Annotated in this window: 19 protein-coding genes and 1 pseudogene; 13 read left to right on the plus strand and 7 right to left on the minus strand. The window is 37.8% G+C overall.

Annotated elements, in window-relative coordinates; genetic code table 11:
• Window positions 1-25 precede the first annotated feature (25 nt).
• Window positions 26-601 (minus strand): carboxymuconolactone decarboxylase family protein, encoded by a 576-nt coding sequence (locus LVD15_RS10235; protein ID WP_233780186.1) that lies wholly within the window; start codon window positions 599-601, stop codon window positions 26-28.
• A gap of 36 nt (window positions 602-637) precedes the next feature.
• Complete coding sequence (locus tag LVD15_RS10240) at window positions 638-1,183, minus strand: peroxiredoxin (RefSeq protein WP_233780187.1); 546 nt, start codon at window positions 1,181-1,183, stop codon at window positions 638-640.
• A gap of 240 nt (window positions 1,184-1,423) precedes the next feature.
• Here LVD15_RS10240 and LVD15_RS10245 point away from each other — a divergent pair, with 240 nt between their 5' ends.
• Window positions 1,424-1,822 (plus strand): tellurite resistance TerB family protein, encoded by a 399-nt coding sequence (locus tag LVD15_RS10245; protein ID WP_233780188.1) that lies wholly within the window; start codon window positions 1,424-1,426, stop codon window positions 1,820-1,822.
• Between the two features lie 35 nt (window positions 1,823-1,857).
• On the opposite strand, the gene LVD15_RS10250 is transcribed toward LVD15_RS10245, so the two are convergent.
• A complete protein-coding gene (locus tag LVD15_RS10250; RefSeq protein WP_233780189.1) occupies window positions 1,858-2,352 on the minus strand; it encodes a YciE/YciF ferroxidase family protein in 495 nt (164 codons plus the stop codon).
• 479 nt (window positions 2,353-2,831) lie between these two features.
• Between LVD15_RS10250 and LVD15_RS10255 the strand changes: the two genes are divergently transcribed.
• The 9 genes from LVD15_RS10255 to LVD15_RS10295 all read left to right on the plus strand — a co-directional run bounded on the left by LVD15_RS10255 (window position 2,832) and on the right by LVD15_RS10295 (window position 15,251).
• Complete coding sequence (locus LVD15_RS10255; protein WP_233780190.1) at window positions 2,832-4,637, plus strand: tetratricopeptide repeat-containing sensor histidine kinase; 1,806 nt, start codon at window positions 2,832-2,834, stop codon at window positions 4,635-4,637.
• Window positions 4,634-5,365 carry a LytR/AlgR family response regulator transcription factor gene (locus tag LVD15_RS10260; protein WP_233780191.1) on the plus strand — a complete coding sequence of 244 codons (732 nt, stop codon included), beginning with the start codon at window positions 4,634-4,636 and terminating at the stop codon, window positions 5,363-5,365. The genes LVD15_RS10255 and LVD15_RS10260 overlap by 4 nt, the downstream gene beginning before the upstream one ends.
• Before the next feature lie 171 nt (window positions 5,366-5,536).
• Window positions 5,537-5,767 carry a hypothetical protein gene (locus LVD15_RS10265; protein ID WP_233780193.1) on the plus strand — a complete coding sequence of 77 codons (231 nt, stop codon included), beginning with the start codon at window positions 5,537-5,539 and terminating at the stop codon, window positions 5,765-5,767.
• 48 nt (window positions 5,768-5,815) lie between these two features.
• The gene (locus LVD15_RS10270; RefSeq protein ID WP_233780195.1) at window positions 5,816-9,034 is read left to right on the plus strand and encodes an ankyrin repeat domain-containing protein; all 3,219 of its coding nucleotides are present in this window, start codon (window positions 5,816-5,818) and stop codon (window positions 9,032-9,034) included.
• Window positions 9,035-9,038: 4 nt separating this feature from the next.
• Complete coding sequence (locus LVD15_RS10275) at window positions 9,039-12,260, plus strand: ankyrin repeat domain-containing protein (protein WP_233780197.1); 3,222 nt, start codon at window positions 9,039-9,041, stop codon at window positions 12,258-12,260.
• Between the two features lie 94 nt (window positions 12,261-12,354).
• Window positions 12,355-12,834: an ankyrin repeat domain-containing protein gene (locus LVD15_RS10280; protein WP_233780199.1), complete on the plus strand. Its 480-nt coding sequence runs from the start codon at window positions 12,355-12,357 to the stop codon at window positions 12,832-12,834.
• Complete coding sequence (locus LVD15_RS10285) at window positions 12,803-13,525, plus strand: ankyrin repeat domain-containing protein (protein ID WP_233780951.1); 723 nt, start codon at window positions 12,803-12,805, stop codon at window positions 13,523-13,525. Before LVD15_RS10280 ends, LVD15_RS10285 begins: the two co-directional genes overlap by 32 nt.
• A 1-nt stretch (window position 13,526) precedes the next feature.
• Window positions 13,527-14,051 carry a hypothetical protein gene (locus tag LVD15_RS10290; protein ID WP_233780201.1) on the plus strand — a complete coding sequence of 175 codons (525 nt, stop codon included), beginning with the start codon at window positions 13,527-13,529 and terminating at the stop codon, window positions 14,049-14,051.
• A 12-nt stretch (window positions 14,052-14,063) separates the two neighbouring features.
• Entirely contained in the window at window positions 14,064-15,251 is a 1,188-nt protein-coding gene (locus LVD15_RS10295) for an ankyrin repeat domain-containing protein (protein ID WP_233780203.1), read from the plus strand.
• A gap of 5 nt (window positions 15,252-15,256) precedes the next feature.
• On the opposite strand, the gene hemG is transcribed toward LVD15_RS10295, so the two are convergent.
• The gene (hemG, locus tag LVD15_RS10300; protein WP_233780205.1) at window positions 15,257-15,808 is read right to left on the minus strand and encodes a menaquinone-dependent protoporphyrinogen IX dehydrogenase; all 552 of its coding nucleotides are present in this window, start codon (window positions 15,806-15,808) and stop codon (window positions 15,257-15,259) included.
• Window positions 15,809-16,313: 505 nt separating this feature from the next.
• Here hemG and LVD15_RS10305 point away from each other — a divergent pair.
• Window positions 16,314-17,225, plus strand: coding sequence for an IS1595 family transposase (locus LVD15_RS10305; RefSeq protein WP_233775934.1), 912 nt, complete (start codon window positions 16,314-16,316; stop codon window positions 17,223-17,225).
• 717 nt (window positions 17,226-17,942) lie between these two features.
• Here LVD15_RS10305 and LVD15_RS10310 read toward each other — a convergent pair.
• A pseudogene (locus LVD15_RS10310) lies at window positions 17,943-19,182 on the minus strand (IS256 family transposase).
• Window positions 19,183-19,564: 382 nt separating this feature from the next.
• Between LVD15_RS10310 and LVD15_RS10315 the strand changes: the two are divergent.
• Together LVD15_RS10315 and LVD15_RS10320 are read left to right on the plus strand one after the other, a co-directional pair.
• Window positions 19,565-21,556: a TonB-dependent receptor plug domain-containing protein gene (locus LVD15_RS10315; protein ID WP_233780207.1), complete on the plus strand. Its 1,992-nt coding sequence runs from the start codon at window positions 19,565-19,567 to the stop codon at window positions 21,554-21,556.
• A 48-nt stretch (window positions 21,557-21,604) separates the two neighbouring features.
• On the plus strand, window positions 21,605-21,934 hold the full coding sequence (locus tag LVD15_RS10320) for a hypothetical protein (RefSeq protein ID WP_233780209.1): 330 nt from the start codon (window positions 21,605-21,607) through the stop codon (window positions 21,932-21,934).
• A 111-nt stretch (window positions 21,935-22,045) separates the two neighbouring features.
• Here LVD15_RS10320 and LVD15_RS10325 read toward each other — a convergent pair whose 3' ends face one another.
• Entirely contained in the window at window positions 22,046-22,918 is an 873-nt protein-coding gene (locus LVD15_RS10325; protein ID WP_306416977.1) for an IS3 family transposase, read from the minus strand.
• Window positions 22,903-23,217, minus strand: a complete 315-nt coding sequence (locus LVD15_RS10330; RefSeq protein WP_233777529.1) for a transposase — start codon at window positions 23,215-23,217, stop codon at window positions 22,903-22,905. Before LVD15_RS10330 ends, LVD15_RS10325 begins: the two co-directional genes overlap by 16 nt.
• Window positions 23,218-23,241 lie beyond the last annotated feature (24 nt).

Genomic DNA, 23,241 nt, shown 5'->3' on the forward strand with positions numbered 1-23,241 from the left:
TCTTAACTATTCATTAAACAAACCTCTATCTGATCACTTTAGTAGCGCTTACTATTATGGCTGCTAACTTCACAGAAGCAAAGATTTTCTCTTCAGTCACTCCCAATTCTATTAATGATTGCTCGTGAGATTTTACGCACATTTCGCATCCATTTACTGCTGATACGGCCAGGCTCATCAGCTCAAAGAATGCCTTGCCAGTAGCCGGTTTCATCATAATGTTCATTTTAATGCCGGCTGGTATAGTATTATATTTTTCTTTATCAGTGAAATGACGAAACCTGTAAAGCACATTATTGCTAGCTAGCAATGAGGCGCAGGCCACTGCTTCGCCTATTTCTTCAGCGTTGGCTTCGGCGTCATAAGCTTTTTGAATGAAGAAGCGCTCAAATACTTCAGCTCTTTCATTAGAAGCTATAGCCAAACCAATAAGCGCCACCTCTTTTTCGCTAAGCTGCCCTGGCTTTATAGCATTTTTAAGATTTACTTTTAGGTCTCTTATCCATCGGCTTTCTCCTTCTGATAAGGCATCGAAAGCCGCATTACTGTTCTCTGGTTGTATATTTAAGTCTTCTGATATTTCTGCTAAATGAGTATTCATAGTCTATTTTTTTAGGATTAAGGAGTAAGTTGAAAATTAGGCTACCAGTGTTTCTTGGCCTTTTTCCCAGTTACAAGGACATAATTCATCTGTTTGCAGGGCGTCTAAAACTCTTATCACCTCTTCTACATTTCTTCCTACATTTAAATCATAAGCAGCTACCCATCTTACTATTCCGTCAGGATCAATAATGAATGTGGCTCTGTAGGCTACTTTTTCATTGGCCTCTAAAATACCTAGTTCTTCAGCTAGTGATTTAGAAGTGTCTGCTAGCATTGGAAATTTCAGATCTCTTAAGTCATCATGATCTTTTCTCCAGGCCAGGTGAACATATTCTGAATCAGTAGATGCTCCGATAAGATTGGTGTCTCTGTCTACAAACTCACTATAGTTGTTATTGAATTCAGCTATTTCTGTAGGGCATACAAAAGTGAAATCTTTTGGCCACCAGAACATCACTGTCCATTTGTCTTCATCATTTTTTAAGCTTTCTGAGCTGATAGATGTGAACTCTTTACCTTTTTCAATAGATACAGTGGCTTGTTTGTTAAATTCAGGAAAATGTGATCCGATAGTAATCATAGTTATGTCTTTTTTGTTGTTTTAATAATTAATTATGGTTCAAAGCTATCGGACAGCTTTCGATAGATCAAATTGATTGTATTAATAAAGATATAGATTTAGACTATATTAAAAATAAAAATTCAATTTAATCTAAAATAGAGCAGATATTACGTATTTTTAGTAGACCCATAATTTCAACTTAACGTATGTTTCAACCTATTTACCAGAGAGGGAAGAGAAGTATTCAACATAATAGTAATGAACATAGACATGAATTTATTAAACATATTCGGATCAGGGGATGACAAGAGAAAGAGTCATGTGAAAAATCTAATTACCGTAGCCATGGCTGATGGGCACTTGGCTAAGGAAGAGTGGGACCTTCTGGTGACTATAGCTCGTAAGTTAGAAATGAGTAATGATGATATTCAGAATATTAAGAACAATCCTGAGGACATTAAATTTACTCCACCGAAGAAGTATGATGAGAAGATCCAGCAGGTAGAGGATCTGGTAGCCGTAATGATGATTGACGGCGATGTAGATAAGAATGAGATGGAACTTTGTAAGAAGTTAGCCCTTAAGCTAGATCTCTTGCCGCGTGTAGTCAATGATCTTATTTATGAAACTTATAAAAAGAAGATTGCACATCGTTAATTGTCTATAGGCCGGCTTTGTTTCCGGCCTTTTTTTTATGCTAATGCATGTTCATTTATTTTCTCTTCGGCCAGCTTAGTTAATTTTTCTGCGGCATCTTTTTCCTGTTCCAGGCTTTCCATTACTAAATCAGCTACTTCATCAGCATCCGCACATCTGGCATAATGCAGGATGGCTCCGTAACCGGCTATTTCATAATGGGCCATTCTTTGGGCCTGAGCTATAAGTTTTGCATCTACTACATCAGCTTCAGCGCCTACTGTTATAAAATCAGATAGTTCTTTAACAATTTCTGCTATGGCAGAGCAGATGTGGCCTTTAGGAGTAATGTCCAGTACCATGCATGCCTCTTCTAGTCTTCTTCTTTGTTCCTTGGTGTCTTTGAAATGTGCTTCTATTGTAGTTTTTAAACCTGAGTCAGTGGCCTTTTTTAGCATTATCGGCAGCACATCCAAAATTTGTGTTTCTGCACTGTAAAGATCTCTCAGCTCATGCTCTAAAAGATCCTGCAAGGTCTTTTTTTTACTCATGACTTATATTTTTTGTTTAGTTGGTTTTCCTTTTAACATATGAGATTATAGTGCCAAACCTAAATCAGCCTTTAAACCGTTTTAATAACGGTGGTTTTCAGGTTGCTGATGATTTTTCACCACGTATGTGGTATTAGCCATTCATCAGTTATAATTCAGAATAAGTTTCACTTCCGCTTTCGTAGCGATTGAAAGAGAAGATGAAGCCATTGTTCAGCATGTACAGTAGCAGCACTTAAGATACTAATTATTTCAGAGTAAGGCCAGTAAATCAGGGCTTTATTATAGGCGCACTAGCAATAAAGCAATACGTACTTGTCATTATTCTATTATAAAACATAAAATGGCTGCAAAAGTTAATTCAAGGCCATTTTTTATGTTTACTTTCATTATTAGTATAGGTAAATGAGAAGCTGGGTGAATAAGAATATTCCTATGTTTGTGGTCACATAAAATATTATTTACTCTATTCATCAGGCATGTTCATTAGAGATGTCACTTTTTCTTCGGTACCTATAGTTGCTCTGCTTATTATTATGCTGGCTGGCTGCTCTACGCAAGATCAGGTATCTGTAGCCGATGTAGAGCTGGTGAAATCACTTTTGACAGATACTCCACAGCAATCGATCATGGCTCTCGATAGCGTTATAAAAAAACAAAAGTATGATGGTATCCAGAAAGGGCTCATGTATTTTGAGCAAGGTAAATTATGGTCTAAAATGCATAATTCTACCAAGTCTATTCAAAGTTTAGAGTCAGCATTAGAAATTTTTACAAGCCATGAAGACAAGGTTTATATCACTAAAACGCACTGGCTGCTGGGCTCAGAAAACGCTTACATTTCTAATAAAGAAGAGGCTGTAGAGCACTTGCTTAAGGCACTAAGTTATTCGCAGGAGCTACATAACCAAACAGATGAAGCCAATACCTATTCGGCGCTAGCGCATACTTATTTTCAATATCAGGATTTTAATAGATCTATTGAGTATACTGAGAAAGCCATTGCCATTCAAAAGGAGCTGCAAGACTCTGTCGGTCTTTCTGCCACTTATAATAATCTGGCTGTGATTTACAGAAATATCGGTAATTTCCCTGAGGCCATTGAGTATAACCTAAGGTCTCTGGATCTCAACCTACTACTGAACGATAAAAATGCCATAGCCAAATCGTACAATAACCTGGGTTTGCTTTCTGAAGAGTTGGGCGATGTACATGAAGCCGTTGATTATTTTTTGAAAGCAATAAAAATCAACTATGAGCTGGGTACCCTTAATGAGAACCCGCTTAAAAATTTGGGTGACCTTTACTTACGAACTGATGATCTGGAAAATGCACAGAAATATTATGAGCAGGCTTTGTCTATTTCAGAACAAAATGAAGACCTGGCGAGCCAAAGAGATATTTATAATATTTTGCTCAATGTAGCACTTCGGCAAAAAGACTTTGAACGATCTATAGAGTATGCGCGGCTTCGAGATCATTACATGCGGCTGCAAAACAAACGTGATTTGCAGGAGAAACTAGAGTTAGCAGAAAATCAGTATAAATTGGCCGCTAAAGAGAAGGAGCTAAGCTTGGCACTGGAAGTGAACCGGAGAGAAAAGATTATTTTTATAGTGGCCATTGGTCTGTTGTTGCTATTAGTTTTATTCTGGATACAGTCAGTCAAAAACAAAAAGCTGCAGGCAGAAAAGGAGAAAATGGTGCTGGAACAAAGTGTTTTGCGCTCGCAGATGAATCCTCACTTTATTTTTAATGCACTTTCAGCTATTCAAAACTCTTTATTAGATAACAAACCCATAGAGTCAGCCACTTATTTATCACGCTTTGCCAGGCTTATCCGCCAGAATTTCGAATTTATAAATAAGAAATATATTACCCTTGCTGATGAGATAGAGCTACTGAAAAACTATTTCAGCACCCAGATGATCCGTTTTAAAGATCGGTTTGATTATGAAATTAATGTAGACAATCTGGATGAGGAGGATACAGAAATACCACCTATGTTATTGCAGCCATTCGCTGAAAATGCCATAGAGCATGGTTTTAAAAGTAAGAAAGAAAAAGGCCTTATTATCATTAATATTAAGGGAGAGGAAGAGCGGATTATTTTTGAGATTATTGATAACGGCATAGGCTTCACTCCCAAAGAAAATGATGGAAAAACGCATTCTATAGATGTGTTTATGAAAAGGCTTCAGTTGATTGGCAAAGGAGATGAGCGCTCAGTAAGTATAAACAGTTCGGAAGCAGGGACAACCGTAAAATTTCACCTCAGGAGATGATAAAAGTAGTAATAGTAGAAGACGAAATTAATGCGAGAAACAGCCTTAAGAAGTTGCTTTCTTTGCTTAATAGTGATGTGGATATAGTAGGAGAAACGGGCTATGTTTCTGAGGCATTGGAGCTTTTAAGTACGCAGGAAGTAGATTTAGTGTTTTTAGATGTGAGGTTAGAAGATGGCACCGGATTGGATATTTTGGAGCAGCTGGAAGATATCTCCTTTAAAATTATTTTCACTACGGCTTATGATCAGTACGCCATTAATGCTTTTAAATACAGTGCCACAGATTATTTACTTAAACCGCTGGATCCGCTAGAGTTAGATGAGGCCATAAAAAAGGCTCAATCATCAATAGAAAATGAAAAGCAGCGGCAGGAATTATTGGAAGTGCTAAAAAATAATTTAGCCAAAAGGGAAGCTCAAATAGTAGTGAAAACTACTGAGCAGCAGTATATCCTTAAACTGCAAGACATAGTCAGGCTCGAAGCAGATGCTGCTTATACTGTTTTTATTACTACAGAATCACGAATTATCGCATCTAAGAACCTGAGGCACTATCAGGAAATGCTAAGTGAAGATTTTGTGAGGTGCCACCAATCACACCTGGTCAATATGAAGCATGTTAAAAGCTTGTACAAAGGCAAGTTTTTAAAAATGACTAATGATGATTTAGTAGCCATTTCCACTCGTAAGCGGGCCGATATCATTAGTTTGCTAGATCGAAATTAACCTTCTTCGTCGCCTTCTTCCAAGCTCAGATAGAGCACTTTTTATTCAAATATCAACTGATCATTGACACTTATCAATTGATTTTCGCAGTTATCAGGTAGCATCATAGTTTTGAATTGTTAGCGCCGGAAAAAAATATTTCCAAAGGCATTTTTAAAACAAATTCAAAACATGAAAAGAATAGGTTCTTCATTTCTAATATTCGGCTTAGCAGCCATAGTTCTCAACTTCCTTGATCTTATGCCTCGCAGAGTCCGCTGGATCTACGCCTGGGGAGAAACCACCGCCTGGATCATCATGATCTCGCTCGTAGTGGTGGGTGCACTAATCACTTTTGCCACCAAAAAACAAAATCAAAGCGACTTAAAAGTACAGCCCCAAGGAAAAGAAACGGAGGCTTAATAAAAATTCGCTCATTAATAATTACAGACTTTAATAACTGAAAATACCATGTCATTTTTTAATCCATTTTTAAAGAAAAGCAAACCTTTAGATGAAGCCTTGCTAGAGGCCATAAAGAAGGATAATCATAAAAAGGTAGAGGAGCTGATAGCCAAAGAAGATATTAATAAAGAGGACAATGAATTTATGACGCCATTAATGCATGCTTTGAAGTATGATAGCTTCAATGTATGTCAATTTTTAATGGATAATGGCGCTACTCTGGAGCCCTCTATAGATTCTGATTCCATTATTTCTTATCTGGTGAAATGTAATGCTTCTACCGAGTTAATCAACTATATGTATAACCGTGGGGCTTCTACTGAAGCACAATATGGCGTGCCACCTTTTGAAATGGCCGTGCAAGTGGATAGTGATTTTGAAACCTTCCAAAACGTGGCGCGTATCGCTGGCATTAAGGAGCGGGACGGGGCCAAACCAATGATCCATCAGGTAATAGAATCTGAGGCTATGGACCTTAAAACTAAGGTGCAGGTATTGACAATGCTTATAGAAGAATATAATTGTAACATTAATGAAGAAAGTAAAGAGCTGCCTGTAAGCACTAAGCTGTTTAATAAAAGAGATTTCGACCTGCTGGCGGAAGTGATAAAACTAGGTGCTTCTGTAAACAGCATAGCAGGGAACCTACAGCAATTTTTAGGCGCTAAAAAAGTGAAAGAGCTGGCACCGTATATCATGCAATACCCAGAGGTGAACAAGCCGGAGTATTTCCTTCAGATCTTAGATAAAAATACGTTTAAAGAATATATTCAAAATCAGGGTAGCGTGGCTGGTCAGGGTGTTATTCCGGCTATTGTGCTAAACTCTGTTATTAATGATAAAGAAAAAGCTGAGGTAACAGAATTGGCTTTGCAAAAAGGAGCTGATATTAATGAGCTCAGCAGTGAGAATAACCCTACCAATGCGCTGTGTCTGTTTATAAGGAATTATGACATCGGTAAAAATGATCATTATGTAAAGTTCCTGTTGGAGCATGGTGCTAAAATAGAAGATGAAGGTTTTAGTGCGCTGATGTTTGCGGTAATGCATAATGACGCTCATTTGGTAGAGCTTTTATTATCTCAAGGAGCTGATATTAACTATGTCAACTACTATGATAATACAGTGCTAAATGCAGTGATTATACCAGGAGATGAAGATTATTCCAATGAGCAAGAAAGGTTGGATATGCTTAAGCTACTGGTAAAACACAATGTAGATATTCATCAGCCCATTTCTCATTATAAAGATGCTACAACTAATGACACCTCATTTTTTGAGGCGGTTGTTGATCTGGAATATTCAGCAATAGGCCACTATCTGATTGATAATTTCGATGTGGAAATCAATGATGTTATTATGAGGATGAGCGTTAAGAAAGACCTGGATATCGATTTGGCAAAAAAGATAATTGATAAAAATCCGCAGGTAGTATTTACCAATTATCTCTATTGTAAGGTGAGAGATGCCCATTTTGATACCGGCCTATTGCCACTGGCTATCAACCATGATAAAAATGAACTCGCCGAATATATTTTAGATAACTATGAGGGTATCATAGCCCACCAAGAAACCAATGCTTTACCTATGATTGCCCTGCGCAGTGGCTATAGCCTTGATTTTGTGAAGAAGCTGATCTCTTTAGATCCTGATATTAACAGGTTATACTACAGTATTTATGATGATGATGTTGATGGAGCTCATTCTAAAAACATCATAGATATACTGCTCAGAGGTAATCAGGATTATGATGAAGATATAAGAGTAGAGTTAGGTGAGCTCATGATAGAGAAAGGAATAGACCTGAGCGAGCCCAACAAACGTCTGGTAGTAAGGCCTACTCACCTGGATGAAGAAGGAATAATCATTGGAGCTATTAACTCTAAAAAATATGAAACTAAGGTGCTGAGCATGCTTATTAAGCATGGAGAAGACCCTAATAAGCCAGTAAACAATCAAAATGAATCACAAATTCAAAGCATTGTTAACCGCTACACAGGCATGCCTGATGACTTAATGGTACAGTACCTGGATTTCTTTTGGGAGGCCAGTGGAGTAGATCTCACCTATAGAAATAATTATGGCACCACCATACTACTAGGTGCAGCCATGCAGTGTAGACCTAAAACTATCAAATGGTTGGCAGAAAAAGGAGCTGATGTACATGCTATTGGTGGTTTTGATAACTCACCTGCTTTGCATAAGGCTATTTCCAATTATAGTTCTAATAGCAAAACAGATCGTGCTAACACCGTTCAGGCATTAATAGACTGTGGAGCAGACATAGAGCAGTTTGACTCTGAGCAGTTCACTCCTCTTATGAGTGCGGCTAACTACGGCTGTTTTGAATCAGTAATTTGCTTGCTGAAAAATGGAGCTAACCCTAATGTTATGAACGAAGCCGGAGAAACGGCAGTACACAGAGCCATATTAGGAACAGAAACTTATGAAGATTCTGAAAACCCGGAGCTTACCAGGTCTAAAATATTGGCTGTTCTGAAAGACGGAGGAGCTGACCTGAATCTGGGCTCAGAGCAACAGTTACCACCATTATCATTAACTATTGTAAACCAGCAAAAGGAATTCTTTAATACCCTTATGCAGCTGGAAATTGATATTAACCAACCAGATATGGCCGGGCGTACCCCTATCATGCTGGCAGTGGCTTATGGTGATAGTTTCTTCATAAACACACTTCTGAGTCAGAAGCAAATACAACTGGATGTGATAGATGCTAATAATGAATCAATCCATTTCTCAGCGGTAATGCGCATGAATGAAGAGGAAGGTGTAAATATGCTTAAGTATTTTCTGGAGCAGGGCATTCCGCTAAGTGAAGGACGAGACGGACTGAACTTACTGCATATAGCTGCTTATTACGTTAATCCATCAGCATTTGAAGTGATCAAACCTTTGTTTAATGATATCAATCAGCCAGATATTAAAGGGTTTACGCCACTCTTCTGGGCTGCTTACTCTAATGTGGATGTAGATCCTCAGAAAAGGGTTTATATGTTAAAACTCCTTATTGAAAATGGAGCTGACCTGGAGCATCAGTTAGAAGATGGAGCCAATGCCTTAGCACTGGCAGTGCTGGCAGGTTACAAAGAGGTAGCGGATGCACTGATCGAAGCCGGAATAAACACAAAGGCCGCTTTATATTATGTGGAAAAAATTGAGGGAATAGCACCTGAAGCAATAGAATATCTAAAATCAAATATCTGATAACATGTCATTTTTAGATAAACTTTTTGGAGGAGAGAAGAAAGAAGAGCCTATTTTTCAGGCGACCCAAAAGTTTTTTGAAGACCACCCAGAAAGCCTGGAACAAGTGATAAAGGGTGGCAACCTGGAGCGCATCAAGTCTTTACTTGATGCCTCCAACTTTCAAAAGGCTGATGAGAATAATCACAAGCCCTTTTTCTATGCTACCTTATATGCTAAAACTGATGTAATAGAATATCTTTTCTCTTTAGGTAGCGTTTTTGAGGAAGCTCGTAAAACACCTATGAGCTCTGCTTTTAATACCCTTATTGAAAGTGGAAGTGCGGAGGTATTGCAGACTTTTATTAAACACGGTTACATTGTGCCCTTGGGAGATAAAGGTGCTCCTGTAATTCAGAAGGCCATTCAGGCCAGAGCTTCTAAAGAATTTGTAGAGATCCTTCTGGATAAAGGCGCAGAGCTCAGTATTTATGAGGGCATGTCTCCTTTAGAAACGGCCATAGTAGAAAACAGTGATGAAGAGATTATTCTTTTGCTCATGGATGTGAACTGCCCGCTTAGTGAGGGGAGTAATATCAAGTTTGTGGAGCGACTGCTTTTGGCTCCATTAGGTCCGAATAAAAAAGGAAGAGTGTTGAAAAAGGCCGTGGAGCTTTACAATATTGACCTCAACCAACCCATTGAAGATAAAACCATTTTGGAATTAGCCATAGAATACAAGCTTAGCTCTTTTGTGTTGAATTTGATTATTAATGGCGTTAAGTTTCAATCACATTTACATGAAGTAACTTCACTTTTATCTCATAAGCAGATGGAGAAGTTGGCTGAATTTTTGTCGACTGAGAAAAGTGATATTTCTGAATATCTGTCACTGCTTTCATATACGTATTTGAAGGCTTATGTAGATGATAATAATGACCTCTCTGATAAGTATGTGGTAGAAGGAATTACGCTAAACAGAAGAATCAAGTCCGATGAAAGGTTAGCGTTATTGCAAACCTGCATAGAAAAAAAAGCAGATATTAACCTTTGTTCTGATGAAAAGCATAATCCGCTTTATGCCATGACTAAAAACATTCATCCTGAAGAGCCACTTGATGTTATTTCATTTCTTCTGGAAAATGGAGCGCTGATAGAATATAACGGTTATAGTGCGCTTTTTTATGCGCTCAGTAATTACCATATGGGTTTAATAGGGCTGTTTTTGGAAAATGGTGCTAATGTTAACTTCATAGATGTTAATAATGAAGGCGTGGCTAACTACTTCTTCAAAGAACATGCGAATCTTAATTCTTCTTTAAAAAGGCGGGAAGTACTTAAGCTTTTAATAAAGCATGGTATGGATGTGAACAACAAGACTGTTTATATCTCAAATACAGATCAAGAAAATAACTCTGAAAAGGACCATAAACCAGAAAGGCAGGAAGTGAGTGCAGTTGGTCGTTTTATGATAGAGAAGGAGTTACGATTGTTAGATGTGATTTTGGAAGATCCTGAAATAAAGATCACTGATGAAGACATTATTTTCTATGCTATTGAAAATGTTTCCAGAGACCATTTCATTAAAGAGCTCATAGCACTAAATCCTGCTTATGTTAAAAAGGATTATTACAAAAAAGGTGCGCAAAGTGCAGATGCTAATATCCTCAACCTGGGATTAAGGAAATTCACACCTCAGCTGCTGGATTATATTCTGGATAACTACCCTGAAATATCAGTAGATAATGAGGTAGAACCTGCTATACTGGATATTCTTGATAATAATTATTATCCCATAGAATTGATGAAAAAGCTAATCAGCAAGCTCAGTGATATCAATCGAACTTATTTGTTTACTGAAGATAAAACGCAGTATACTAGCACTTTGCTCTTAGAATACGCTAAAAAGAATAGAAAGGTAAGGGGCAATGAAAGGTATCATACCATTCTAAGTTATTTATTAGAGCAAGGCGCTGATCCTAAAGCTACAGCAAAATCAGAAGAAGTAGCTGAGGGCCAACTCAAAGAGAGAAGCATTTTTATAGAAGCCAGACCTATAGATGTTTTGCCATTGGAGGTATACGATCTATTGTATGCATATGGAGCTTCATTGAGTGAGCCTGTAGGAGAATCACATGAAAGTCCATTGATGTCGCTAATCTCTCGTTATGATGTGAGAGATGAAACCCTGGGGGAATTGATGGGCTATGCCTTTTCAAAAGAGGCCTTTGATCTTGAGCAAAAGGATAAGTCAGAATATACGCTTTTGTTGGCTGCAGCCGCCTATGGCTTGCCACATACCACACAAAGTCTGATTACACTGGGCGCCGATATTGAAGCCAAAGGAGGAGCAAATCAGTCACAGGCATTGCATCATGCAATTACCAGTGTGCCTAATGTATTAGCTACTTTGCGCTTGCAGGTAGCTCAGAGACTGTTGGACGCAGGTATTAATTCCGAAGTCAAAGATAAATTTCAGATGACACCACTTATGGCCGCAGCTGAAGTGGGAGCAGGCAGCGTGGCGCATGAGTTAATCACTCGCGGAGCTGATGTAAACGCTACTGATGCTAATGGTAGTTCAGTATTGCACAGAGCTATTTTGGGTAGAAATAGCTATGATATGCCTCACCGACATGGTAGTGTTAAAAGCAAAATTATAGTGGAGCTTGTGGAGGCAGGTGCCAATATTAATCATGTGGCAGATTACGGCGGTTCAGCCCTGGTATATGCTATTGATTATGGTGATAGAGAGATTTTTGATACGCTACTTAGGTTAAATGCCGATATCAATACTACCTGTAGTGAAGGCTTTTTGCCACTCTATTACGCTCAGCTTATTAGGGATCAGTATTTTGCCAATACGCTATTCAGGAATCCAGATCTCCAAATCAATAAAGCCGATGGCCAGCATCGTACCATTTTACATCAGTTACTGGAAGTGGATTTTCCATTGGTGGTTTTCGAGAAAATATTGAAGAGCATGACAGATCATGGTGCCGATATTAACCATCATAATGAAATAGACCCGCTGCTACTTTACTATGTGAAGATGATGAGTTTTGTAAGCCGTAGAGAAGTAGGTTTTACCAGAAAAGAGAAAACCATTGATCCTGTAGAAGATAAAAAAGCAAAGGCTATTGTAAAGGCAGGAGCCGATGTGAAACTGGCAATAGAAATAGCTGAAACGAATAAAGAAAGTGATGAAATTGTAGAATATTTAAAAACTTTACTTGCTGATAGTTAAACGCTTACAGATTTTCTTCGTTATAGTACCTTCAAGTTAAAATTGTAAAACGATAATTACTGCCAGCATGTGGCAGACCTAAAAAGAATAAAGAATGTCAAAATCATTTATAGAAGCCTGTGCTAATGGTAATCGCAGGATTGCAGAGATGCTACTGGAGAAGGATGAAGAGATAGAAGTAAATTATACTGATGAGCAAGGCAGAACGGCTATGCACTTTGCTGCTGGCAAGGGATACCTTGATATCATTAAAAATCTTATTAATCAGGGGGCCGATAAAGACTATGAAGATCATAAAGGCATAACGCCGCTTTACTATGCTATTGAAGGCAGGCAGAAGCACGTGGCTCAGTTTCTTTTGGAAGAAGGTGCCCGACCTGATATTAAGGATAAGGAAGAAAATACCCTTTATCACTTGGTGGCTACATCCGGTCAAAAGGAACTTCTTCAGTTATTGCTAGATGCGGGAGTAGATGTAAATGTGGCTAATAGTCATTCTGAAACCCCTTTATTATTGGCTATAGCCAAAAGAAAAAAGAGACATAGTACAATCATTATTAGAAAATGGTGCTGACCTTTCTCTTACTGATGAAGATGGCAATAGCCCGCTTTTAGTGGCTACCAGTACGCTGAATAAGCCTATTATTACCCTGCTTTTAGACAATGGTGCTGACTTAAATGAGACAAATGACTCTGGTTATACACCGCTTTTCTGGGCTTGCCTCAAGCGAAATAACATGCTGGTAAAATACTACTTGGAGCAAGGAGCAGATCCTTTTATAGAATCTAATGAAGGGCTTTCTCCTGTGTGGCTGGCTTGTTCAAACAATCAAAAAGATTTGGTTAAGGCCTTTTTAGATTTTGGGGTAGATGTAAACACTACTAAAAACCATCATGGAAACTTCGTGCTGGAAAATTACCTCAAATGGATAACAAATAGCTTTGACAGTGCCATAGAAGATTATAGTCAGATGGCTTGTGATGGTGAGAGCCTGCTACACGTGGCTGCTAAGAAAGGACACCTGAGCATGGTTAAGCTCCTGACTGATGCTGGCGCTGATATTGATCTGGTAGACCAGGCAGGAAATTCGGCATTGCACTATGCTGCTGCTGCGGGGAAAAAGGATGTAGTAAAACATCTGTTGTCATTAGACGCTGATTATACTTTGGTGAATAAAGCAGAGCAAACCGCCATGGATTATAGCAACATCAAAGGGTATAACGAGATTACAGAAATGCTTCTCGCTAAAAAAATGGAGGGATAAGATGGATAGAAAGAAGGCTTCTCTTACGGAAGTAATAGCCAATGACCTGAAGAAAGGATATTGGAAAGCGTCAGATGCTGCCCGATATGCGCCTATGCTTTTTGCTATGGTGCCACCAGAAGAAATAGAGCGGCAGGCAGTAGCTGCCATACAATGCAGCCAGGAGAAGGAAGCAAACCTGAAGCAGCTACGGCTCTTTTTACAGAAGGAGCAAGATGGGCAAAGTATGATGAAAGACTTTGAGCAAATAATGCATGGCGGTAAAGATAAACTGCTAGGAGGTAAGGATGATAATAACCGTGATTATAAGGAAATTATCATGATGCTTTTGGCTACTAATTTTGCCTCTCATAAAAGCTCAGTGACACTATCAGCTAATGTAAATGATCTCTATAAGCAAGTCTATGAGCAGTGTAGTGGCTGTGAGCTGTTAAAAAATTGTAAAAGTGCCTCGGCTATATTAACAGAATACATAGTGAAGGCGCTGAAAGAATTAGGTACAGATATTATAAATAACCCCTCATAAAACGATTTTAATATGACGCTTGTAGAAGCTATTAACAATAAAGATTATGCTCTTGCTGCTGAGTTGGTAGAGGGAAGTATGAAAAAGGACATAAAAGCAGCGTTGGAACAAACTTATTTTTTCCAGAATATGCATCAGCATGCTGCTGGTCTTGCTATGCTCAATGCTTTGGCAGATAAAGGGCTTATTGAGCTGGATGTATACGAATACAATAATCTGGATACTTCAATACTGGGTAAGGTTATATCCTATTTCAAATGGAATGACCCCACTGATTCACTTGAGGAGCTAAAATCACTGTTGCAAAAAGCTGAGAACATAGATGAGCCTATCCGAGGAACGAATTTATTTAGTTTTGCTATCAGTCAAAACGTTCCGGTAGAAGTACTCAAGTGTATGAATGAGGCGGGTTGTGATATCCAATTTGTTGATGATAAGGGCGAGAATTACTTACATAAGATTGCTGTAAATGATGCGCAGCTCGCATCGGATTATATAGAATATTTAGTGAGTGAAGGCGTAGATATTGATGCCGCAAATAATTGGGAGCAGACACCCCTTCTGCGTCAGCTAACTAATAGTAATAGCTATTCTAAAGCAACCTTTATAGCACTGTTAGAGAATGGGGCGGATCCTTTTGTAGAATTGAATGGTAAGAATGCGTTGGAGTTGGCCTTGGTAAATTTCAATGAAGAGCAATTTGAAATACTAGAAAATCATGGATTAACCCTGGAGCTGGAAAAGCAGGATAATGAGCAGCAAAGCGTTGTTTTTCGCTTTTTGAATAGCACTTCTGACACGCTTAGCAGTACAGACGAGACCTTTTTCACTAAGTTACTGGAAATAGGTTTTGATCCTTACCAGATTAATAAAGGCAATTATCAGAAGGAGCAGACGCCATTAGACTTAATACTGAATAAAAAGGCAGAGTACTTAGAGCTGTTTTTGGAATACGTAGATTTCGATCCAAATGTGGTTGATCATGAAGGGAATAGCAGCTTGCATAAGGTTTGTAACTATAATGTAAACTTCGAGGATAGTAAGGCCAAAGAGGTATATCGGAAGGTAAAGCTTTTGGTGAAGGCTGGAGCAGATCCTATGCTGCAAAATAACAAAGGGCAAACCCCGCAAGACTTAGCTGCCCGAGACAGCAAAAAGTATATGACGGTAGAATATTTAATGAAGAAAGTGGATAAGTAGTTAGTTTAAACGGGTTCAGCTTCTTGCTCAATCATGAGGCTGACCTTTTTAGAAAACTCTTTAACCCGTTGCCAATTTGTAAATTCCATAGGCCCATCAGTATGGGTGGGGCCATCAGTCATTTTCATAATTAGCCTGATCATAAAGCGATCTAGTGGAGAATAGGAATCGTAGTCAAGTACTCCGGCAAAAACATCACAAATATCAGGATGCCAATTGATTTGCTTGAAGAATTTCACCACATAAGGATTGGTGCCGCAGGTGTTTTTGGCTTCTTTGCGCGCTACTAAATTGACAGAAAAAAAGGCCGTTTTAATATTAGAAAGAGGCTTATGGTGTTTTTTGATGAAGTTTAACACCTTTTTATTATGTTTTCCGTATCTGATGCTGGCTCCAATAATGAGGAAGTCATAATCAGTAACTTGCTGGTCAAAGGAGCCTAACTCCGCCAGTTCGCAGGCATGACCGTAGGCCTGCAAATGCCCGCTAATGCGCTGGCAAATTTTTAACGTCTGGCCATCCACCGTAGAGTACAAAATGCCTATTTTTTGACTCATTTTTCTTCTCTCTTGTTGCTAACAAATTAACTCAAAATGAATGACTTTTGGTTAATGGAAAGAGGAAAGTTTGCCAATAAAACAGGCCTGAAATCACTTCTTAACCAAGTAAGCACAGCGTCTGGCTCCGGCCAGGATATGGTCAATTCTTTCTATTTTAATTTCTTGATTCCTGTTGTTCAAAGCTTTAAATTAAGAATTATATTAACGGTAATGATTATTGCTTCTTTAATATAATGTTTTAAAAATCTATAAATTTAATTATTTGCAATGCCTGAAGAAGCTGGTCAAAATTAGATTCTTTAAGAATAAAAAGTCGTTGTCAGGTAAGAGACATTTTGGGTTTTCCTTTGGTAAGTCAGGCTGGTTGGTCAGGGTTTATGATTATATAAAAGTAAAATTCGAATTTTTAATACGGCAAACGTAAAGTTTGATTCCTATTAGTTTATGTTTAGTATGATTATCCGTAATTACCCATAATGTAAAAAAAGTATTAAATTAGTGTATGGATATATTCAGTTTCACTACCCACTTCAGTGATGAACAATCATGCAGAGAGCATTTTAAAGGAGAACGAGACAAGTTAGGAGTTATATGTCACCGTTGCGGTCATGATCAGCATTATTGGATAAAAAGCCGATGGAGCTATGAGTGTAAAGCTTGCCGAAGTAGAACTTCTTTACGTAGCGGCACGATCATGCAAGACTCTAACCTTTCTTTTCTGGTTTGGTACAAAACAATGTTTTTAATGAGTGTTACCAAAAAAGGTTTTTCCAGCAAGGAGATTCAGAAGCAATTGGGATTGAAACGATATGAGCCCGTATGGGCAATGGTTCATAAACTGAGAAAAGCCATGGGAAATCGAGATTCCAGATACACTTTAGAGGGAATGATTGAGATGGATGAGGGCTATTTTACAGTGGAATCAACTGAGATCGAGAAGAATAAAGGGAAAAGAGGTAGAGGAGCGGCAGGAAAACAAAATGTAGCAGTAATGGCTGAATCTACTCCTTTAGAAGACTTGGAAACAGGAAAAAAAGAACGCCAATGTCGTTATTTCAAAGCTAAAGTACTTAAAGGCCACAGTTCACAGGAAGTAGATCATGTATTACAATCATCCATTGATGAACAAAGTATTGTTTTTTCAGACCAAAGCACTTCCTATGTTAACATTGCTGATTATATAGAGCTTCACATTACTGAGAAATCTAATAAGCAAACCACTAACGAGACACTTAAATGGGTGCATATCACCATTAGCAATGCCAAAAGAACATTTCTAGGGAACTACCATAAGATTAAAGGAAAGTACCTTCAATTGTATCTCGATGAGTTTGTTTACAAACTCAATAGACGATACTTTGGTGATAAGCTCTTTGATAGGCTCGTTATAGCTAACATTACAGCATATGACTAATTACGGATAATCATAATGTTTAGATATACAAATCTATCTTACAAAAGACGGGTAAGTTAATTCGTAATAGTTTTTAAAAGAATGAATAGATTCTTGATGATGTTAATACTTATTGTTAAGTGGAGTGGGTGGAATTCTTTTAAGAATAAAGGTTTGAGGGGAGATTGAAGATGATGCATGTTAAAAACGAATTGCCAACAGCAATTTTACATAATAAAAGATAACACCTGTGTAGGAAATGTATACCATATGAGGTTATTAAAAATTAAACGAAGCATTTTTGCTAACTTTCCATGTTTACATAAGCCGATAAAATATTTTACTTGCTTCCTGAGAGGCGCTATACTATAATATTTTTAACTTCAGAAAACGCAATAATGGGGCTTTTGAAAAGAAGCAAATAGATCTTAAGATATTTTGACTAACACTCGCATCGCTCTTAGATACAAAATTTTAAGAGTTTAACAATTCAATCCTTCTCTTGTAAAACACTAAGATCAAAAAAATTGGCAAAGCCAACAGAATATCAGCCTTGAGGATTATGAAATTTATAGCTTCTTCTCAATGAGTTGAGATAATATTTATCTGATGTTAATCAAGTCCTTATCGAAGCATTATGGAACTTAAAATAGCACTGAAATATGGTTGAAAGTTGGGAGTGTTAGCTCATCTCTGTCAGCTCCCCTCCCAGGGGCTAGCCCCTGGGAGGGGAATTTTTTATTTTTTGGTTTGACTGGTTTTTAGTTCCAGTTCCAATCTTCCCTCAAATCTAATGGCTAATTGCTGCACCGTCAAACCCCAATTCCGCAAAGGTGAAGTCCATTTTTTCTCAATACGTCTGCAAACTAAGTAAACTAATTTCATCAAGGCCATATCACTGGTAAATGCTCCCTTACTCTTGGTAACTTTTCTTACTTGTCTATGAAAGCCTTCCACTGGATTTGTAGTGTATATTAACTTTCTTATGGGTTTACTGTAATCGAAATAAGTGCTAAGTAGTTCCCAGTTATCATTCCAAGATCGTATCACTACAGGATATTTCTTCCCCCATTTTTCTTCCAGTTCTAATAAAGCAGTCTCTGCCTGATCTTTTGTGTCTGCTTGATAAACTAATTTAAGATCTTGTATAAACACTTTCTGTTCTTTACTGGCTACATATTTCAAGCTATTTCGAATCTGATGAACTACACAAAGTTGAACATCTGTTTGTGGGTAGATGGAGTGTATCGCTTCACTAAAACCTTTCAAGTTATCAGTGCAGGCTATCAAAATATCTTTCAAGCCTCTATTTTGTAGCTCAGTAAGTATCTGAAGCCAAAAATTAGCTCCTTCGCTTTCTGATAGGTACATGCCCAATATCTCCTTGTTGCCCTGCTTATTGATCCCTAAAATATTATAAAGGGCTTTATGCTTTACCTTACCTTCATCTCGCACCTTGAAATGCATGGCATCTAGCCAAACAATACAATAGACCGATTCTAATGGCCTATTTTGCCACTCCTTTACTTTAGGGATCACTCGGTCTGTGATATCACTTAACACCTCTGTTGATATATTTGTGTCATACATCTCCTTGATGTGCTCTTGAATATCTCTCAAACTATTACCTAGCCCATACATGGCTATTATTTGCTTCTCTAGGTTGTCAGCCAGTATACGCTGGCGTTTCTCTACTATTCTTGGCTCAAAGCTGCTATGACGATCTTGAGGAGTATTTATCTCAACGTCTCCTAAACTACTCTTAACTGTTTTCTGGCCTTTGCCATTGCGCTTATTACCATGAGAGCGTCCTTTTTTCTTCACTGGATAGGTGATCCTCCATTTCTGCTTCCAGAGCTTCTTCTAAGAACTCCTTCAACATGGGGCTGAAAGCCCCATCCTTACCAAATAGAGATTCTCCTTTTAAAAATTGTTTAAGTGCTTTTTCCTTTAATTCTTCTTTCTCTTGTTTGTTCATTGCTCTTTAGTCTAAACATTATTTCTTTATATCCAAAGTTTAGACAGAGATGAATTGACAGTCTCCTTTTGATCAATAATACTTTCGTACATTTTACCTAAACTGACAGACTTCAGGATTAGCCATCAACCAGATAAGTAGCCAACGACTGCTGGAGAACTTCTTATAATATCATTTAGAATAAGTCCTAATTTAAATGCAGGCTATCGAAGCCTCATTCTTATGTCTTTGTACTTCTGCTATTTTCAATAATTATCAGTTTTATTACTAATTATGGTTAATTAGTTTTATATTAATATACCATTAGTTTAAATATAGAATTATGTTTATTGCATTGTGTTTATATCATAAAGTGTTATATTAAAAATAAATGAAGAGAGCTATGAAAGGAGTTTTTGTTTATCTGATCTTTATTTTTTTGTGTCCCCATTTGGTATCCTCACAAGTTAAACCCGATTCTACTCTTGAAAGTGAGCTTACATTGGAAGAGTTGATGAACATCCCTATTGCAGTGGCATCTTCACAGGCACTTTCTCCACGTGAATCTCCAGGTATAGTTAGCTTAATAACAGCTGATGATATTGCCAAAAGTGGAGCGCGGGATATGATTGATGTTTTAAGAACGGTTCCAGGTTTTCAATTAGGTATGGATGTTTCAGGAGTTTTAGGTATAGGCATTCGAGGTAATTGGGCGTTTGAAGGAAAGGTTTTAATCCTTTTAGATGGCCATGAAATGAATGAAACTTCTTATGCCACTACGTCTATAGGAGATCGTTTCCCATTAGATCAAATAGAGAGAATTGAGATAATAAGAGGTCCGGGATCAGCGCTTTATGGTGGTTACGCAGAATTAGGCGTAATAAATATAATAAGTAAGAAGGCGGAGAATATTAGTGGTGCTTCGGCTGCTATCTCTTATGGTCAAATGCAGAGTGATTTTGGTAGGTTTAGTAGTACAGTGATGGTAGGGAAGGAGTTAGGAGATTTTGCTTTCGATGCAAAGATCACATCCTCCAAACACCTAAGGAGCAATCGGACGTATACAGATATTGTTGGTTCTTCTTATGATATGACTGATTATTCAGATATAAAAAACATACATATCAATGGGGGTTTTTCTTATAAAGGGCTTTCATTAAGATTGTTACACGAGAATCATATCATTGAACAAAGAGACTTATTCTATGACATCATGCCTGAAGCTATCAATTTGGAATTTGAAACCACCGCGGTGAATATAAAGTATAACTGGGTGATATCAGATAAAGTAAATATAATACCTCAATTTCAATATAAAGATCAATCTCCCTGGAAGTCTTATGGAGAGACTGCTCAAAGAATGGATGAATTAGGGTACATTGGCTCTTACTCATATAGGGAGGTGTCTAAGATATCAGGAAACATTAAATTGAACGTTGACTTTAATCCTTCAATAAACCTAATTAGTGGTGTAGAGGTATATGAAAATAAAGGTGAATTCAAGACAGGAGTTTATCAATTCAATAGTTCTCCGAATATTAGTTTTCAGAATTTGTCAATTTTTAGCCAAGCACTTTTTAAGACCAGCTTTGCTAATATTACTGTGGGTGCTAGGTTTAATGACCATGAGCAGTTTGGTAGTTCTTTTGTGCCACGGGTGGCAATGACTAAAACCATTAATAACTTTCATTTTAAATTGCTAGCGAGTCAGGCTTTTAGGGCACCAAGTATTCAGAATATTGATTCTAATACAGAAATAGATCCTGAGCAAACGTCTGTATTAGAGGTGGAGGCTGGCTATAAGCTAACCGAAAATATGCTCATTACAGCTAACTTATTTAAGACGGTAATTGATGATCCTATAGTTTATTTTTATGATGTAAACACAGATACGGAAGGATATGATAATTTCAATAAAACGGGCTCTCAAGGGATAGAATTAGTATATATTTATCAGAGCAGTAGAATTTCAGCAAACCTTAATTACTCATACTATCTTACTAAAGATAATAAGGTGGAATCTTATAAGGTGCCAAGGCAAGATAATATGATGCTTGGATTTGCTAAAAGTCAGATTAATTTGCTGGCAGGCTTACATATTACTGATAATTTCACCATAAATCCATCTGCAACATATCTTGGTAAACGCTACGGGTATAGTTCCATAGATGATAACTTTGAGCCTGTATTGGAAGAGTTCGATCCAGTACATTTCGTAAATGTCTATTTAAATTACAATAACTTGTTCGTGAAAAACCTGGATGTGGGAGTAGGAGTGCACAATCTTACCAATAACGATTATTCCTTTATTCAACCCTACAATAGTGGACATGCTCCTTTGCCTTCAAAATCAACTGAGTATGGAATAAAATTAGTCTATAAAGTAGGCTTTTGATTTTTCATTATTGTTTTAAAAATCTTCTAGCGCGTAGCGAAGCAATCCGTGTGCTACTACAGAGATTTTAAAAAGCATAGCAACAAAAAGCTTATAGAAGAAATTAAATTGATCAATGAAAGCAGAAGTGAATGGCTACTAAGAGCATATGAAAAAGCAGGAAGATTATTAAAAAGAATTACAGCTAATAAATTATGGAAAGATGGGAACCATCCTGTAGAATTGTATAGCGCGGAACTGGTAGAGCAACGTGTTGATTATATTCATAATAATCCAGTAGAGTCAGAGATAGTAGATGAGGCAGAAAATTATTGGTACAGTTCCGCACGGGATTATGCTGGAAGAAGGGGATTGATAGATGTTGAATTAGTGCGGTAGTCACGCGTATTGCTTCCCAGTTAGCGCGCGTTTAGCGATAGCGTAACGCGTGCTTCTATCCCAGTTCTTTCGCATGTGTCCTGGATTTGCAACAAAAAACTGGACAATAAGTTAAGCGCATTTTGAATAGTTATGGTTATTAAATTGTTCAGGCGTCTTATATCCTAAGTACGAATGTTTTCTTTTTCTATTATACCATATTTCTATAAATTCGAACAGGTCATTCTTGGCCTGAAGAATACTATAGAAATTGGTATGTTTGACCAGTTCTGACTTCAGTATCTTAAAGAAGTTTTCTGCCACAGCATTATCCCAGCAATTACCTTTTCTACTCATGCTTTGTTGTATACCCTTACTTTTGAGGTGATCTGAAAAAGAATAGGTGGCATACTGCACTCCCCGGTCGGAATGAAATATTAATTGGTTTGTTATTGGCCTATTAATTAAAGCCATTCTCCAGGCTGGCCATATTGTATCATGGCACGCCATAGACCTACTCAATGACCATCCTATAATCTTTCGATCGTACAAATCCATAATGATGGTTAAATACATCCAACCTTGACCAGTGGGGATGTATGTAATATCAGAGACCCATTTATGCCCCGGAAGGTTTGCCTGAAAATCTCTGTTTAATAGGTTTTTAGCTACTGGATAGTTGTGTCTTGATTGGGTGGTAGTTCCTCTGAACTTTCTGCAAATAATACTTCTAATGCCCTGGTTACGCATGATCCTGGCCACTCTGGGGCGAGAGATACGCCAACCCAGGTCTCGTAACTCCTCGGTGATCTTCGGGCTACCATACCTTCCTCTGCTATTGCTGTGTATAGTCCTGATATATGCGGATACCTTTTCATTCTCCAACTTTCTCATTGATGGCCTTCTGTTGCTCCAATTATAGAAACCACTTCTACTGACTTTAAGTACTTTACACATCCTCTCAACACCAAATCTGTGGTTGTATTCCTTTATGAACCGGAATATTTGTTGTCTCCCTTGGAGAAGATGCTTACTGCCTTTTTTAAAATATCCCTTTCTAGTTGGGCTTCACGCAGTTCTCGTTTTAAACGGGCTATCTCCTTTTGTTCTGAGGTTAAATTCTGATTACCATGACCTGAAAAACTACCTTCTTTGTACTCATTGTATTCACGTTTCCATCGGGTAACCAGCTCAGTCCTTAAACCAAGCTCATCAGCTACTTCTCTTGTACTTTTTCCTGACAGGCACAGGTTCACTGCCATCTGTTTAAACTCCTTGTCAAACTCTCTTCTTACTCTTTTCATATTTAGTAAATTTAACTCAAATGC

This window comes from Fulvivirga maritima (genome assembly GCF_021389955.1).
Classification (GTDB): domain Bacteria; phylum Bacteroidota; class Bacteroidia; order Cytophagales; family Cyclobacteriaceae; genus Fulvivirga; species Fulvivirga maritima.

What these genes read in the sequence shown, in the direction of transcription:
- LVD15_RS10280 (WP_233780199.1), top strand. Translation starts at nt 12,355, where the DNA reads ATGTCAAAATCATTTATAGAAGCCTGTGCTAATGGTAATCGCAGGATT.
- hemG (WP_233780205.1), bottom strand. Translation starts at nt 15,808, where the DNA reads ATGAGTCAAAAAATAGGCATTTTGTACTCTACGGTGGATGGCCAGACG.
- LVD15_RS10240 (WP_233780187.1), bottom strand. Translation starts at nt 1,183, where the DNA reads ATGATTACTATCGGATCACATTTTCCTGAATTTAACAAACAAGCCACT.
- LVD15_RS10250 (WP_233780189.1), bottom strand. Translation starts at nt 2,352, where the DNA reads ATGAGTAAAAAAAAGACCTTGCAGGATCTTTTAGAGCATGAGCTGAGA.
- LVD15_RS10265 (WP_233780193.1), top strand. Translation starts at nt 5,537, where the DNA reads ATGAAAAGAATAGGTTCTTCATTTCTAATATTCGGCTTAGCAGCCATA.
- LVD15_RS10295 (WP_233780203.1), top strand. Translation starts at nt 14,064, where the DNA reads ATGACGCTTGTAGAAGCTATTAACAATAAAGATTATGCTCTTGCTGCT.
- LVD15_RS10235 (WP_233780186.1), bottom strand. Translation starts at nt 601, where the DNA reads ATGAATACTCATTTAGCAGAAATATCAGAAGACTTAAATATACAACCA.
- LVD15_RS10270 (WP_233780195.1), top strand. Translation starts at nt 5,816, where the DNA reads ATGTCATTTTTTAATCCATTTTTAAAGAAAAGCAAACCTTTAGATGAA.
- LVD15_RS10245 (WP_233780188.1), top strand. Translation starts at nt 1,424, where the DNA reads ATGAACATAGACATGAATTTATTAAACATATTCGGATCAGGGGATGAC.
- LVD15_RS10315 (WP_233780207.1), top strand. Translation starts at nt 19,565, where the DNA reads ATGAAAGGAGTTTTTGTTTATCTGATCTTTATTTTTTTGTGTCCCCAT.
- LVD15_RS10255 (WP_233780190.1), top strand. Translation starts at nt 2,832, where the DNA reads ATGTTCATTAGAGATGTCACTTTTTCTTCGGTACCTATAGTTGCTCTG.
- LVD15_RS10305 (WP_233775934.1), top strand. Translation starts at nt 16,314, where the DNA reads ATGGATATATTCAGTTTCACTACCCACTTCAGTGATGAACAATCATGC.
- LVD15_RS10260 (WP_233780191.1), top strand. Translation starts at nt 4,634, where the DNA reads ATGATAAAAGTAGTAATAGTAGAAGACGAAATTAATGCGAGAAACAGC.
- LVD15_RS10290 (WP_233780201.1), top strand. Translation starts at nt 13,527, where the DNA reads ATGGATAGAAAGAAGGCTTCTCTTACGGAAGTAATAGCCAATGACCTG.
- LVD15_RS10330 (WP_233777529.1), bottom strand. Translation starts at nt 23,217, where the DNA reads ATGAAAAGAGTAAGAAGAGAGTTTGACAAGGAGTTTAAACAGATGGCA.
- LVD15_RS10275 (WP_233780197.1), top strand. Translation starts at nt 9,039, where the DNA reads ATGTCATTTTTAGATAAACTTTTTGGAGGAGAGAAGAAAGAAGAGCCT.